General features: G+C 59.0%; 12 protein-coding genes. 8 read left to right on the plus strand and 4 right to left on the minus strand.

All coding sequences use genetic code 11. The features are described from left to right. The first annotated feature begins 23 nt into the window (after positions 1-23). Genes K0O24_RS15340 through K0O24_RS15360 form a run of 5 tightly spaced genes read left to right on the plus strand, consistent with a single transcriptional unit; the run spans position 24 to position 7579 of the window. On the plus strand, positions 24-2027 hold the full coding sequence (locus K0O24_RS15340; protein WP_219893560.1) for a tetratricopeptide repeat-containing sulfotransferase family protein: 2004 nt from the start codon (positions 24-26) through the stop codon (positions 2025-2027). 24 nt (positions 2028-2051) lie between these two features. Further along, positions 2052-3350, plus strand: coding sequence for a spinster family MFS transporter (locus K0O24_RS15345; RefSeq protein ID WP_219893561.1), 1299 nt, complete (start codon positions 2052-2054; stop codon positions 3348-3350). Then, positions 3343-4779, plus strand: a complete 1437-nt coding sequence (locus K0O24_RS15350) for an aldehyde dehydrogenase family protein (RefSeq protein WP_219893562.1) — start codon at positions 3343-3345, stop codon at positions 4777-4779. The genes K0O24_RS15345 and K0O24_RS15350 overlap by 8 nt, the downstream gene beginning before the upstream one ends. Next, entirely contained in the window at positions 4776-5966 is a 1191-nt protein-coding gene (locus tag K0O24_RS15355; RefSeq protein WP_219893563.1) for a mandelate racemase/muconate lactonizing enzyme family protein, read from the plus strand. The genes K0O24_RS15350 and K0O24_RS15355 overlap by 4 nt, the downstream gene beginning before the upstream one ends. Beyond that, positions 5963-7579, plus strand: coding sequence for a GMC family oxidoreductase (locus tag K0O24_RS15360; protein ID WP_219893564.1), 1617 nt, complete (start codon positions 5963-5965; stop codon positions 7577-7579). The genes K0O24_RS15355 and K0O24_RS15360 overlap by 4 nt, the downstream gene beginning before the upstream one ends. A gap of 10 nt (positions 7580-7589) precedes the next feature. On the opposite strand, the gene K0O24_RS15365 is transcribed toward K0O24_RS15360, so the two are convergent. From K0O24_RS15365 to K0O24_RS15375, 3 genes are read right to left on the minus strand one after another with little or no spacing between them, the layout of a single operon-like run. Continuing rightward, positions 7590-8912, minus strand: a complete 1323-nt coding sequence (locus tag K0O24_RS15365; RefSeq protein ID WP_219893565.1) for a serine hydrolase domain-containing protein — start codon at positions 8910-8912, stop codon at positions 7590-7592. A gap of 18 nt (positions 8913-8930) precedes the next feature. Further along, positions 8931-9884, minus strand: coding sequence for an NAD(P)-dependent oxidoreductase (locus tag K0O24_RS15370; RefSeq protein WP_219893566.1), 954 nt, complete (start codon positions 9882-9884; stop codon positions 8931-8933). Positions 9885-9898: 14 nt separating this feature from the next. Next, complete coding sequence (locus K0O24_RS15375; RefSeq protein ID WP_219893567.1) at positions 9899-10666, minus strand: SDR family NAD(P)-dependent oxidoreductase; 768 nt, start codon at positions 10664-10666, stop codon at positions 9899-9901. A gap of 209 nt (positions 10667-10875) precedes the next feature. Here K0O24_RS15375 and K0O24_RS15380 point away from each other — a divergent pair, with 209 nt between their 5' ends. The 3 genes from K0O24_RS15380 to K0O24_RS15390 are packed head-to-tail and all read left to right on the plus strand — an operon-like array spanning position 10876 to position 13788. After that, complete coding sequence (locus tag K0O24_RS15380; RefSeq protein ID WP_219893568.1) at positions 10876-11997, plus strand: TauD/TfdA family dioxygenase; 1122 nt, start codon at positions 10876-10878, stop codon at positions 11995-11997. After that, positions 11994-12716 carry a class II aldolase/adducin family protein gene (locus tag K0O24_RS15385; protein ID WP_219893569.1) on the plus strand — a complete coding sequence of 241 codons (723 nt, stop codon included), beginning with the start codon at positions 11994-11996 and terminating at the stop codon, positions 12714-12716. Before K0O24_RS15380 ends, K0O24_RS15385 begins: the two co-directional genes overlap by 4 nt. Continuing rightward, a complete protein-coding gene (locus K0O24_RS15390; protein WP_219893570.1) occupies positions 12709-13788 on the plus strand; it encodes an alcohol dehydrogenase family protein in 1080 nt (359 codons plus the stop codon). The genes K0O24_RS15385 and K0O24_RS15390 overlap by 8 nt, the downstream gene beginning before the upstream one ends. A 7-nt stretch (positions 13789-13795) precedes the next feature. Here the strand turns inward: K0O24_RS15390 and K0O24_RS15395 are convergent, their stop codons facing one another. Continuing rightward, a complete protein-coding gene (locus K0O24_RS15395) occupies positions 13796-14797 on the minus strand; it encodes a LysR substrate-binding domain-containing protein (protein WP_219893571.1) in 1002 nt (333 codons plus the stop codon). Positions 14798-14808: the final 11 nt, after the last annotated feature.

Genomic DNA, 14808 nt, shown 5'->3' on the forward strand with positions numbered 1-14808 from the left:
CCGATGTCATTTCGGGAGAGGTCATGACCATTGAGGCAGTGATTGAGGCAGGCGACACTGAAGACCGCCTGCGCAAAGCCCGTTCGCTCTTGCAAGGAGCGAAATTTGGCGAAGCTGCTGAGGTCTGCACTGAAATTCTTGCGCATACTCCGCAACATCAGGAAGCGCTCTACACGCTCGCGGTTGCCCAACGCTTCGATGGAAAGCCGCTTGAAGCGCTTTCAACCCTCGCCAGTCTGATCGATTTATCACCGAGCTATGGCCGGGCCTGGCAGGAACGCGGCCATTGCCTCCGCGCGCTTGGCCGATCCGAAGAGGCATTTTCCGCTTATCAGGCCGCCGTCACACACAATGGCGCGCTCACCGCAAGCTGGCGCATGCTCGGCGAGCTGCACCGGGCCGCAGGTCGTGATGCACAGGCTGAATTTGCCATGGCACAGGCCAATTATCTTGCCAGCCTTCCGCCTGAACTGCAGACAGTCTCCAGCCTGATCCAGGAAGGACGCATTGCCAGGGCCGAGAAATTCTGTCGCGCTTTCCTTCAGAAAAACGGCCACCACGTCGAAGGGATGCGGCTGCTCGCGGAAATCGGCTCGCGCTTCAACGCATTTGACGAGGCGGAATTCCTGCTTGAATCCTGCAAGGTGCTGGAACCGAACAATGTCAGCGCCCAATATGACTATGCCAAGCTGTTGAGGAAAAGGCACAAATTCGAACAGGCTCTGGCCGAAGCCCGCGAACTGCGCAGCAAGGAGCCGGGAAACCCCGAGTTCGAAATGCTTTATGCCAACGAGAATCTGGCCGTCGGCAATTTCGACGAAGCGATGGAAACATACGAAACGCTCATTCGCACCCTGCCCGCGAACCCCGGGGTCAGTTTGACTCATGGCCATGCGTTGAAGACCGTCGGCCGGCAGGAAGAAGCCATTGAGGCCTATCGCCGCGCCTATGCGATCAAGCCGGATCTGGGCGATGCGTTCTGGAGTCTCGCAAACCTGAAGACCTATCGCTTCACGGATGCCGAACTTGACCAGATGCGGGTGCAGGAAGCCTCCCCCTCAATTGCGCTGGCAGACCGGTATCATCTCTGCTTCGCGCTTGGCAAAGCCCTGGAAGATCGCGGACAATTTGAAGACTCCTTCAGCTATTATGAGCGCGGCAATCGGCTCAAGCGGGAGGAACTCAAGTACGATCCCCAGCGGCTGGCGACGGAAATGCAGTTGCAGCGCGACCATGTGTCGGCGGACCTGCTCGCCCGGTTCGCCAATGCTGGCAGCAAGGCCCCGGATCCGATTTTCATTGTCGGGCTTCCTCGGGCCGGCTCCACCTTGCTTGAACAGATCCTCGCTTCGCACAGTCAGGTGGAGGGCACGATGGAATTGCCCAATATCCTGGCCCTTGCGCACCGCCTCGATCATCGGCGGATGGAGAGTGAAGACCATGAATATCCGGCCAACCTGGCCGAATTGTCTCCGGAAGACGCGACACGCTTTGGTGAAGACTATATTCGGGATACGCGGATCTATCGCAAGGAAGGAACGCCCTTCTTCATCGACAAGATGCCAAACAATTTTCGCCATATCGGGCTGATTCACGCGATACTGCCGAACGCAAAGATCGTCGATGCCCGCCGCAGTGCGATGGGATGCTGTTTTTCCGGGTTCAAGCAGCTCTTCGCCGAGGGGCAGGAATTCACCTACGGTCTTGATGAAGTCGGGCGCTACTATCGCGACTATGTCGCGCTCATGGACCATTGGGATGCTGTGCTTCCCGGGAAGGTGCTGCTTGTCCGCTACGAAGATGTAGTGAGCGATCTGGAAACGCAGGTCAGAAGGCTGCTCGATCATTGCGGCTTGCCATTCGAGGACGCCTGCCTGAGATTTCACGAGACGGAACGCGCCGTGCGCACGGCAAGCTCGGAACAGGTCCGCCAGCCTCTCTACAAGAGCGGTGTCGACCAGTGGGAGAATTTCTCACCCTGGCTTGATCCGTTACGGCTGGCCTTGGGGCAGGAATTGGCAGAATAACAAATAGGGTCGGGAGAGAAGAACATGGCAAGCGCAGCACAGACAAATGCAGACAGTGTGTCGACGCTGGGCCAGCGATGGTATGTTCTGTTCATCATGATGCTGGTCTACACAATCAGCATTGCAGACCGGTATGTGCTCTCGACGCTGCTCGGCCCCATCAGCAAGGAATTGAAGCTGACGGATACCGGTGCAGCATCGCTCGGTATTCCTCTCGCGCTCTTCTATGTGGTGATGGGGATTCCCCTGTCCTGGCTGTGCGATCGCACCAACCGGACACGGCTACTGGCAGCCGCTGTCGCCGCATGGTCGTTCATGACGGCCGTCACCGGTTTCACGAAGGGCTATTTCGACCTCCTGCTCGCGCGCGTAGGCGTTGGTATCGGAGAAGCTGGCGGCACCCCTGCCTGCAACGCAATCATCGCGGACTATTTCCCCGCTGACCGCCGCTCCATGGCGATGACGGTTTTCGCCCTTGGAGCACCGATCGGGGCCTGGTTGGGATCGGACATTGCAGGCTATGTCTCGATCCTGCACGGCTGGCGCTCGGCCTTTCTGGTGCTTGGCATCCCCGGCCTTCTCCTTGCACTGACCATCCTGATCACGATCAAGGAACCCAAGCGAGGACGCCTTGACGCCGTAGTCGAGGAGAAAGCTCCAACCGTGATGGAGACGCTCCGCTTCCTGTGGTCGCAAAAGGCCGCGGTCCATGCCCTGTGGGCGAGTGGCCTCTCGGCGTTCTGGGGGTGGGGCCTGATGTGGTTCACGCCGCTGTTCCTCCAAAGAACCTATGGCATGGATGAAAGCCAGGCAGGCAGCCTGCTTGGGTTGATCTACATGTTTGGCGGTATTGGTGCTTCGCTTGTGACGGCGTGGGTTGTCGCACGCCCGGCCTTTGCCGATCCCCGCAAGATTGCGCGTCTCCTAGCCGTGGTGACCGCGCTGGCGACCATCCCATCCTTCTTCGCCTATTACACCCACGATCTCGGTGTGGCGAAAATGATGTGGTGGCTCTTCATTCCCGCCATCTATTTCTACATCGGGCCAGCCTTCGCTCTGTGCCAGAACCTCTCGTCACCGCGGATGCGGGCCATGACGGTCGCCATTTCGCTGCTGATTGCAAACGTCTTGAACCTTATCGTTGCCCCGTGGCTCGTTGGCAGCCTGAGTGACTGGTTTGCGGGACCGGGCGGCGCAAATGCGGACTCGCTTCGCCTGGCCCAGCTGATCCTCGCACCCAGTGGTCTTTGGGCGGCATGGCACTATTGGCGCGCCGAAAAATACATCATTGAAGATCAGAAAAGAGCCATTGGATATGTTTGATAAACCGTTGAAATCTTTCATAAATGGCGAGTGGAGACTTCCGGCAACATCGACGGACACACTCGACGCAATCAATCCTGCGACCGAGGAGGTCTGCGCAACAGTTGCCCTTTGCGGGCATGATGATGTCGATGCAGCCGTGAACGCGGCCCGCGCGGCATTTGATGGTTATTCGGCCATGCCACTCAACGAACGGATCGCGCTGGTCGAAAAACTGATTGCGGTGTTCGAGCGCCGCTATGATGAGGTAGTTGCCGCGATCTCGACCGAAATGGGGGCTCCCTACGATCTGTCCTATAATTCCCAGGCCGAATGCGGCCCGGGCCATCTGCGCGCGACCGTGAAGGCGGCACGCGAGATGCAATGGGAATATGACGTTGGAGAGGATGGCCGCGTCGTGCATGAACCCATCGGTGTGTGCGTCCTGATCACGCCCTGGAACTGGCCCGTGAACCAGCTTGCCACAAAGATCGGGCCGGCGCTGGTCAGTGGCTGCACAATGGTCCTCAAGCCCAGCGAAATTGCCCCGCTTTCTGCTCAACTTTTTGCAGAATTCATCGAGGAGGCCGGTTTTCCGCGCGGCGTGTTCAACATGCTTCATGGAACCGGCGCAGGTATCGGGGACCGGCTTACAAGCCACCCCGAAGTCGACATGATTTCCTTTACGGGTTCAACCCGAGCGGGCGTGCAGATTGCCAAGTCGGCAGCCGATACGGTGAAGCGTGTCTCGCAGGAATTGGGCGGCAAGTCCGCCAATATCGTCTTTGCCGATACCGATCTGGAGGCGGCCGTTACGCGCGGCGTGCTCCACTGCTTTGAAAATGCCGGCCAGTCCTGCAATGCCCCGACGCGAATGCTGGTCGAACAGTCAGTGTATGACCAAGCCGTCGCGATCGCCGGAACCGTGGCAAAAGGCGTCAAACAGGGCGATCCCATGGAAAAGGGCGCCCACTATGGCCCGGTCGTCAGCAAAATGCATTTCGACAAGATCCAGGGCCTGATCCAGGTCGGGATCGACGAAGGCGCGCAAGTGGTCGCGGGCGGCACAGGCCGATCGGATGGCTTTGATCGCGGCTACTATGTCAAGCCGACGATCTTTGCGGGCGTGCATAACAGGATGCGGATTGCGCAAGAGGAAGTGTTTGGCCCCGTCCTCGTGATGATCCCCTTCAAGGATGAGCCAGACGCCATCGCGATTGCCAATGACACACCCTATGGCCTTGCAGCCTATGTCCAGACCGATGACATGGTTCGCGCCCGACGCGTTGCGCGGCTTCTGCGGGCGGGCAGTGTCAGCATCAATGGCGCAGGGCAGGATTATATGGCGCCGTTTGGCGGCTACAAACAATCAGGCAACGGACGCGAGTATGGCGAATTCGGCCTTCGCGACTTCCTCGAGGTCAAGGCGATAAACGGATACCGCGCATGAAGCTGACGGGCATCAAGACGTTCGTGGTCGGCAACCCGCCGCCACATTTTGGCGGACGCTATTTTGTATTCGTCACACTTGAAACGAGCAATGGTTCGTCCGGGCTTGGCGAGGCCTATTGCGTTCCGTTCTCACCGCATCTCGTCGCCAGCATGTGTGAGGACGTGTTTGCGCGATACCTTGAAGGTCATGATCCGCACGACATCGAATCCATGTGGCGGCGCGTCTATTCGAGCGGCTTTACGCAGCATCCCGACCTCACCTTGATGGGCGTCCTCTCCGCGCTTGAAATGGCGTGTTGGGACATCATCGGCAAGGAAGCGAACAAGCCCGTCTACAAGCTCTTGGGTGGACAGGTGCATGAGCGTTTGCGCGCCTATACCTATATCTATCCGCGCCCCGGCGATGCGACCGACGTCTATCACGATCCTGTCCTGGCGGCGGAACGGGCCGCGCTTTATCTTGGCATGGGATTTACAGCGCTCAAGTTCGACCCGGCAGGCCCCTATTCGGCCTTTGACGGCCGCCAATTGTCGCTGGAAGCGCTCGAACTCTCGGAGCGTTTCTGCAAGACACTGCGCGAAGCCGTGGGTTCGAAGGCGGACCTGCTGTTCGGCACACACGGCCAGATGACAGCTGCCGGAGCAATTCGCCTGGCCAGGAGACTGGAGCCTTATGATCCGCTCTGGCTTGAAGAGCCGGTGCCGCCCGACGCGCCTGAGGAAATGGCCAGGGTCGCGCGCGCCACCTCGATCCCGGTTGCAGCCGGGGAGCGACTGGCCACCAAATATGACTTCGCACGGTTGCTTGATTGTGGAGCAGCCGCCATCCTGCAGATGAACCTCGGTCGTGTTGGTGGATTGCTGGAGGCGAAGAAGATCGCGGGGATGGCTGAAGTCCGGCACGTCCAGATTGCGCCCCATCTCTACTGCGGACCGGTCGTCGGCGCGGCCAATGTCCAGCTCGCGACATGTTCTCCCAACTTCCTGATCCTTGAAAGCATCGAGGAATGGGGCGGCTTTCATGCGCAGATCCTGAAAAAGCCCATGGCGTTCGAGGATGGCCATGTCATCCCGCCAACATCGCCGGGACTTGGCGTTGAGCTCGACGAAGACGTCGCGGCTGCGCATCCCTACACCGGCGACATGCTGCACCTCGAAATGACCCAGCATCCGGTAAGTCTTTGAGCGCGACCTTTGATTATGTGATTGTTGGCGCGGGTACCGCCGGTTGCGTCGTTGCGCGCCGCCTGTCGGACAGCGGCGCAAGCGTCCTGCTGCTGGAAGCGGGCGGAAGCGATCGCATCGTCTGGATCCAGCTGCCCGTCGGCTATGGCCGCACATTCTTTGACAAGCGCATCAACTGGATGTTCGACACCGAAGCTGTTGCCGCACTGGGCGGGCGGACAAGCTATTGGCCGCGGGGAAAGGTCATCGGCGGCTCCGGGTCCATCAATGCCATGGTTCATGTGCGCGGACAGCCACATGACTATGACGATTGGCGGCACCTCGGCAATACTGGCTGGGGCTGGGACGATGTCCTGCCCTATTTCATCAAGTCTGAAGACCATGATCTCGGACCAAGTGCCGTGCACGGGTCGGGAGGCCCTCAACACGTCACTGACATAAGCAGCCGCGTTCACCCGCTTTGCCAACGGTTCATCGCGGCGGGCACTGCCATGGGCTTTCCCTATTCGTCCGATTTGAACGGGACCGAAACCGAGGGCGTCGGCGTCTATCAGATCAACACGCGCGGCGGTCGTCGCGCCTCGACAGCCAATGAATATCTGCGCCCGGCGTTAAGGCGCGGGACGATCAAGCTGCAGACCAAATCATTGGCGACACGCATCCTGTTTGAAGGCAAACGCGCCAAAGGCATCGAATATAGGCGGAACGGCCAGACTAAAACTGCACTCGCTAGACGCGAAGTCATCCTCTGCGGCGGTTCGATCAATTCGCCGCAGCTGTTGCAGCTGTCCGGGATCGGCAGTGCGGAACTCCTCAGCAGCCTTGGTATCGAACCCTTGCTGGACGCCCCCGCTGTCGGCAGGAACCTGCAAGACCATTTGGCCGTCAGCTATTTCTACAAGACAACTGTGCCAACGCTGAACGATGCGCTGCGACCACTGACCGGCAAGGCCAAGGCGGCACTGCGATACCTATGGGATCGCGGCGGTCCGCTTTCGATGAGCATCAATCAGGGCGGAGGGTTCGTGCGCAGCGCGCCAGATCAGCCACGCCCCAACCTCCAGCTTTACTTCACGCCGGCAAGCTACACCCAGACCCCCTTGTCCGAACGCAAGCTGCTGAACCCCGACCCATTCTCGGCGGTCCTTCTCTCGTTCAACAGCTGCCGACCGACCAGCCGTGGCCATCTGCAAATCCGTTCGAACGATCCCGCTGTTCCGCCGGTGATCCAGCCAAACTATTTTTCCACGCAGCAGGACATTGACGAAGCACGCGTCGGAAACCGGCTGCTGCGCACGCTCGCCAATACGCGGCCACTGTCCGACATCATCACAGAGGAATTGCTGCCGGGCGCTCAAGTGCAAGGGGACGATGCCTTGCTTGAGGATTTCCGCCAGCGAGCCGACACAGTTTACCACCCGACATCAACCTGCATGATGGGACCAGATGCTCGCTCATCGGTCGTGGACGCGCGACTCCGGGTGCATGGCATAGAGGGCCTGAGGGTGATCGACGCCTCGATCTTCCCGACAATCACGTCCGGCAATACCAATGCCCCCACCGTCATGGTCGGTGAAAAGGGCGCGGCGATGATCCTGGAGGACGCGCGCTGAGGCGCCGTTGCTATCGGCTGCGGGAAAGATGGTCCGCCATGGCCTGGAACATCCCCTGCGTAATGGGATCGAAACCAACGGTCGAACCGTCAGGCCCTGACATGAAACGCACAATGACCATTTCGGCCTTGGGATCGACATAGATTGCCTGACCGAACATGCCGATCCCCATGAAGGCCTTGTCGGCATTATGTGTGTGCCACCATTGGCTCTTGTAGCTCCAGCCGCGCCGGGTGTTGTAATCCCAGATCGCATTCGCAAAATCGCGCTTGCTGCCCCCTGCCCTGATCTTGGCGACAACCTTGGCCGGAACAATCTGCTTGCCGTTGAACTTGCCGTTGCGCCGCATCATTTCGCCGAAGCGCGCAAAATCCCTGGCCGTTGCGCTGAGCCCGCCAGCAGAGCGCGACGATCCGACTTCATCAAGGACGATGTTCGCATCATTCTCGGCGCCAAGTTGCGACCAGATGCGTTCTTCCAGGACCTTCTCCGGGCGTTTCCCGGCTATTCGCCCAATGATGAAGCCAAGCACCTCGGTATCGAGGGACTGGTAATCGAACCGCGCGCCGTGCGGGCCGACTTTCTTGACCGTCTTGAGCAGGTCGAACGTGTTTGTTGGACCGTTATAGCCAATAGGGCGAGGATAGGTTCCCGATGCGAGCGAGAAATTGCGCATCTTTTCAGCCGCGTCATCTGCATCCTCGTTATAATCCAGACTTGTCGTCATATCGAGGACCTGCCGGACCGTCGCATCGCCAAAGCCACTGTCGGCAAGTTCGGGCAAATAGTGAGCAACGGTCTTGCGTTCGTCGAGCGTCCCCTCCGCAATCATCATTTCCGCGAGCGTTCCGTAAAAGGATTTGGTGAGCGAAAAGCCGATATGCGGTTGATCCACGTTCATCACGCCATTGTATTTTTCAAACACGATCCGGCCACGATGCAGCACGACAATCGCGTCGCCATAGAGCGCATCGAAGGCCTCGACCCAATTGCTGGCCTTGCTCTCTCCCTTTGGCGTGAAGCTCAGCTGCGCGATATCGGCTCTGGTTGCCACCGGAAGCACCGCGACCGGCCCCTTGCCGCGAGCAATCCGCGCGGTTGGAAACAGCTCCTGGTAATGCGCAAAGGACCAGCGGTTTTTGGGGAAGGTAATGAAGCTGCCATCCGAAAACTGGATCCGCTTCTCAGGCGGTGGCGGCGAGCCCAGCATCCACCCCAGCTTGAGTGGGTCAGTATCCGCTGCCGATGCCGGCGCCGTTTCGGCCAGCGCGGGAGACGATGCGACCAAGGCCATAACGCCGAGTGCAAGAGCATAAACTCCGAGTTTGGCCATTGATTTATCCTTTTGCAGTCAGCGACGTGGAACGACTTCGTAGCCGGGCTCTTCCGGCTCATCGTCGACCATCTGGTCCGGAAATCCGGTGCCCAGAACCTTGATGCCCAGAGGCTCTTCGTAGCGACGGATGATATTGGGCGAAAATTCGCGGTCGCCATATTGGGCGCGCGCATCCTTGAACATGCGGACGATCAGCGGCGACATCTCGACCGGAACGCCATGCTCATGCGCAATATCGTCAAACAGGCCGATATCCTTGCTCACAAGATCCATGGTGAAATTGATGTCGCGGCTTCCGTTGAGGATCACCTGACTTTCCGTTTCATGGACGAAACTGTTCCCGGATGAAATGCGGATCGCTTCATAGGTTGTGTTCATGTCCAGACCGGCCGCCTTGCAGGTCGTCAAGGCTTCGGCCAGCGCAACAAGGTGCACAGTGCACAGATAGTTGGTCATCACCTTGAGCTGGGAAGCAGTGCCAAGATCGCCGGTATGAAGCAGCCTGCGCCCCATCGACTTCAGAAGTGGCAACACCTTGTCAAACCCTTCTCGCGGGCCTCCGGCAAAGATTGAGATATTGCCAGTATCGGCGCGATGGCAACCCCCGGAAACGGGGCATTCCATGAACAGGGCACCGCGCGCAGAGACCAAGGACCCAAGCCGGATCACTTCCTCATAGTCGGTGGTGCTCATCTCCATCCAGACCTGTCCGGGCCGCAGGACGTCCAGAAAGCCATCCTCGCCTTCGGCAACGGCCGCACTTGCCGCCGGAGATGGCAGGCAGGTGATGATCACATCGCACGCCTCGCCCAAGGCGCGTGGACTGTCAGCGGCGGTGGCCCCCTTCGCAACGAATTCGGCAACAAGGTCCGGATTGAGATCGCGGACCATGACGTCGTGGCCGTTGCGGATGAGACTTCCTGCCAGCTTGCCGCCAACATTTCCAAGACCGATAAATCCGATCTTCATGACTTTCCTGCCTTTCAATTGCGAGTTTTAAGTCTGAGCGAATCCCAGCTGTTATCTCCGGTCCACCCGCCATCGACGGGAAGTGTGACACCATTCACAAAGCCCCCGTCGCTGGCGAGAAAAAGAATGGCCGCTGCGACGTCTTCAGGATTTGCGAAGCGGGCCATCGGCACCCGGTTGACGATGTCATCATCGGTATAGGCGCCGGAACCCATGTCCTTGGCATCCATTTCCGTCTTGATCCAGCCCGGACATACGGCGTTGGCCCGAACCCCTCGCCCGCCCCATTCGGCAGCCAAAGTGCGCGTCAGGCCGATGAGCCCATGTTTCGAGGCATTATAGGCCGCGCGATGAATGACGCCGCCAAGGCCCGCGATCGAGGCAACATTGACGATACTTCCTGCGCCAGCCGCCAGCATCTGTTTGCCGAATGCCTTGCACAAGAGGAACGGCCCCTGAAGATTGACCGCCATCACGGTCTGCCACTGGTCAAGCGTCGTCTCTTCTGCTGGCTGGATGAGGCTGATCCCGGCATTGTTGACGAGGATGTCCGCTCTGCCAAGTGATCCAGCGACCCACTCGGCCAGATCTGCAACAAAGGCAGCGGAGGAGATGTCACCCGACATGCCGGATGCTCTCAATCCTTGCGCGCGCAGTTCGCCAACCACAGGATCGACCGGCTGGACGTCGGTCAGGACGACGTCAAAGCCATGGCGTGCCAGAAGTTCAGCCGTGACCCGTCCCAACCCCTGAGCTGCGCCCGTGATGACTGCTACGCCCATTGTGCCTCAGTACTCATAAACCAGTTTCTTTCCGCTGCTTGTTATCTGCGCGCAGGTCATTTCCTGTGCTGCAATTCCATGATGCGGCTGTTATCTCAACCATTAGAAATCCTAATCGCATCAATGGCCATGAGCACGAGCCTTGGAAAAGGCTAGGAAGTGGCACATTGCCGCGGCAGATTGGGCCCGAGCTCTGGGAGGAATGCAAATTGGCGAGCTGTGATCAACTGGAACTGGGTGAACAGGGACTGGAACTTGCGCTGGCCGGGCGGGGCTCCACCTACTTCAACTATCACTGGCTGCGCGACAATTGCAGCTCCTCGTTCGACCCGGCGACGCGCGAGCGCGTTTTCGATATATTCCATCTTCGCGCACCTCCGCGCCCCAGATCGGCCCAGGTTCGCGATGGCGCACTGGAAATCGACTGGGAAGGCGAGAATCACCAGTCCCGCTATGATCTGGTGTGGCTGGAGCGCTGCGTCTCGGGGCCGCGCAACGACCCGGCCGATCTTGACCGCCGCGCCTGGTTTGCGGACCATTACCCCGCAATTCACCGCGTCCCGTTCGAAAGACTCCGCACTGACAAGGCGGCCCTGGCCGCCTGGCTGAAGGCAATGCTGGTGGAAGGCATCTCGTTCGTGACGGACATGCCCGACAGTGATGAGGCCCTGACCGAGGTCGTGCGCCACATCGGTCACTTGCGCCCCACATTCTTTGGCGAATATTTTGATGTCCGCACGCACATCGAACCATCGAACCTTGCCTATACCGCCAAGGCCCTTGAACTGCACACCGACACACCGGCCGAAGATCTGGCACCCGGCATTCAGTTCCTCCATTGCCGCGCAAATTCGGTTGAAGGCGGAGACAACCTCTTCCTGGACGGCGTCGCAGTCGCGGAAGACTTCCGCCATGAAGCGCCCGAGGATTTCAGGATTCTGAGCGAAACCTGGATACCCTTCTATTGCGAGCATGACACATATGACATGCGCTCGCGCCAACGGGTGATCGAGCTTGACGAAAAGGGCGCCGTATCGGGCGTCACGATCAGCCAGCACATGGCAGACGTGTTCGACCTGCCGCAGCATGACCTTGATGCCTTTTATCCCGCTTTCATTCGCTTTGGCCGGAAGCTTGCCGACGAGAAATACCTGATGCGGTTCAATATCAAGGCTGGCGAATGCATTGTCTTCGACAATCACCGGATCGTTCACGGGCGCGACGCTTATTCCGCGACCAGCGGTGACCGCTATTTGCGCGGCTGCTATGCCGATCGCGGCGAACTGCGCAGCGCCTATCGCATCCTCGCAGGCGAGGGACGCTTCAAATGACTTTGGCAAACGAGGCGAGCTTGCGCGAAGACCTGGCTGCAGCTTTCCGTCTGGCGGCAAAGTTCGGATGGCACGAATCCGTCGGCAATCATTTCAGCGCAGCCGTCTCCGAAGACGGACACAGTTTCCTGCTCAACCGCAAATGGCAGCATTTTGCCTCGATCCGACCGTCTGACTTGTTGTTGTTGAACGCCACTGACCCGGATGTGATGAATGGGCCAGATGCTCCCGATGCATCGGCCTGGACAATTCATGGCACGATCCATCGCCTGTGCCCGAACGCCCGGGTGGTCCTGCATTGCCACCCGATTTATTCGACTGCACTGGCCATGCTCGCTGATCCGGAATTGAAGCCGCTCGACAACAACACGGCACGCTATTTCAATCGGGTTGCGATCGACCGCGGATTTGGCGGCATTGCGGACGAAGCGGAAGAAGGGCTCCGCCTTGTGCAATCTCTGGGCAATCACAAGACCATGCTGATGGGCAATCACGGCCTGCTATGCGCCGGAGAGACTGTGGCTGAAGCCTTTGAAAATATGTACTTCTTTGAACGCGCTGCACAAACTCAGATCATCGCCTATTCGACAGGCAAGGAGCTCGCCATTCTCAGTGACGAAATTGCCGAAAAGACAGCTCAGGGCTGGGATCCCTACCGCGGGATGGCTGACGCCCATTTCAGCTATCTGAAATCGACACTGGAGCCGCTGGATGGCTGACGCATTGCCCGCCACCATGCGGGCAGTCATGCTCACCGGATTTGGGGGGTTCGAAAAGCTTGAAATCCGCAGCGATGTTCCTGTTCCAACGCCGCGCGCTGGCGAAGTCCTCATCAGGATCGGTGCTGCGGCGGTCAACAACACTGACATCAACACGCGGATCGGCTGGTATTCAAAAGCAGTAACAGACGCGACGTCGACCGGGGGTCAGGAGGGCTTTGCGGAGACGGCTGGCGATGGATGGTCGGGCGCTGCCTTCAAATTTCCCCGCATACAGGGGATCGATGGTTGTGGGCGGATCGTGTCGACTGGAACGGGCGTCGATCAAAGCCGCATTGGCGAACGCGTGCTGATTGACCCGCTGATCAAGGATGCGGCGGGTGCTTTGGGATACATGGGATCCGAATATGATGGCGCCTTTGCCGACTATGTCTGTGTGCCTGCCGTCAATGCGCTCAGGGTCCAGAGCGACCTGTCCGATGCTGAACTCGCGAGCTTTCCTTGCGCCTATTCCACAGCAGAAAACATCCTGACGCGCCTTGACCTGACATCCGGGCAGACAGTGCTGGTCACGGGCGCATCGGGCGGGGTTGGCGTTGCGGCCGTCCAGCTGGCAAAGCGCCGGCGCGCGCATGTGATTGCCATCGCCGGAGTGGACAAGATCGATGCCGTAAGGGCTCTGGGCGCAGATCATGTCATTCCGAGAGACGCCGACTTGCGAGCCACTTTGGGTGCGAATTGCGTGGATGCCGTCGTCGATATCATTGGCGGCCCGCAGTTTCCTGCGCTGCTCGACTGCATAAGGCCAGGCGGGCGTTATGGGGTTTCCGGTGCCATTGCAGGACCGATTGTCGAACTGGATCTACGGACTTTGTATTTGAAGGATCTACGCCTGATCGGCTGCACCATCCCGGAAGCGGACGTGTTTCCACGCCTCGTACAGATCATCGAGAACCGCGAAATCGAGCCGGTTATCGACAGATCCTATCCACTTGAGGACATTGCTGCGGCTCAGCAGCGTTTTCTGGAAAAGCGCCATGTCGGCAAGATCGTGCTCACCGTACACGGCTGACGGCCTGCTAAGGGTTGAACGAAGAAAACTGACCAATAAGCCAGGTTCGAAAGGCCGCCACCGCGGGATCCGCAAGATCGTCCGCGCGCAACTTCAGATAATATCCATACCCGTCTTCGATCACCGCATCGTAGGGGGCAACGAGAAGACCCTTCTCGATTTCGGAAGCGAACATGTCCACGTCACCCAAAAGGACGCCGCCCGAGGCCATCGCATATTTTGCAAGGGCCACTGACGTATCAAACGCAAGTCCGCCCTTGGCCGAAACCGAAACGCCCTGGCGTCGCAAATAGTCACTCCACAGCAGGTCGCGTGGCTGATTGTCGAGCTTGAGATGCAACAATTCCTGATCCACCAAGAACTCCTGCATCGACTTGCCCTTCGCCGCCTTGGCCGTCTCGGGCGAACAGAGCGGCTCGACCCGCACCATCCACAGCAGATCCGTGACCCAATCGTCGACATTCGGGCGGTCATAGATGATCGCCATGTCGATCTCCGTCGGGGGAAGCCCCGTGACATTCGCGCTGCAGATGTCGATGCGGATCTCCGGATGATCGCGCCGGAATTCGCCCAGCATGGGCATGAACAATTGCTGCAGGAACGATGGCGGCACGTGCAGGCGCATGGCCCGCGCCGGAACGCTTTCATCGCGGATCGCATTCATGGTCTGCTCAATCCGTTCAAACGACTTGCTGACCACGGCGAGCAATTCGGTCCCGGCGGGAGTCAGCGCAAGGCGGCCGGCATCGCGTTCAAACAACAGCTCGCCAAGCAAATCTTCCAGCGCGCTCACATGGCGGCTCATGGCACTTTGCGAGACAGACAGGGTTGCCGCTCCGCCGGTGAAGCTCAATTGCTTGCCAACGGCTTCAAAGGCACGAAGCGCGTTCAGTGGCAACCAGCGCCGGTTGATCTTCACATGCTTGCTAATGATCAGCCTCTCGATTTGCTCGCCTTGCTGCGACGGGGGAGGCTCGCAGCTTTTCAGATGTAGCCATGCAAAAATCATACTTGGCTCAA

The sequence above is a fragment of the Aquisediminimonas profunda genome (assembly GCF_019443285.1).
In the GTDB taxonomy this organism is placed as follows: Bacteria; Pseudomonadota; Alphaproteobacteria; order Sphingomonadales; family Sphingomonadaceae; genus Aquisediminimonas; species Aquisediminimonas profunda.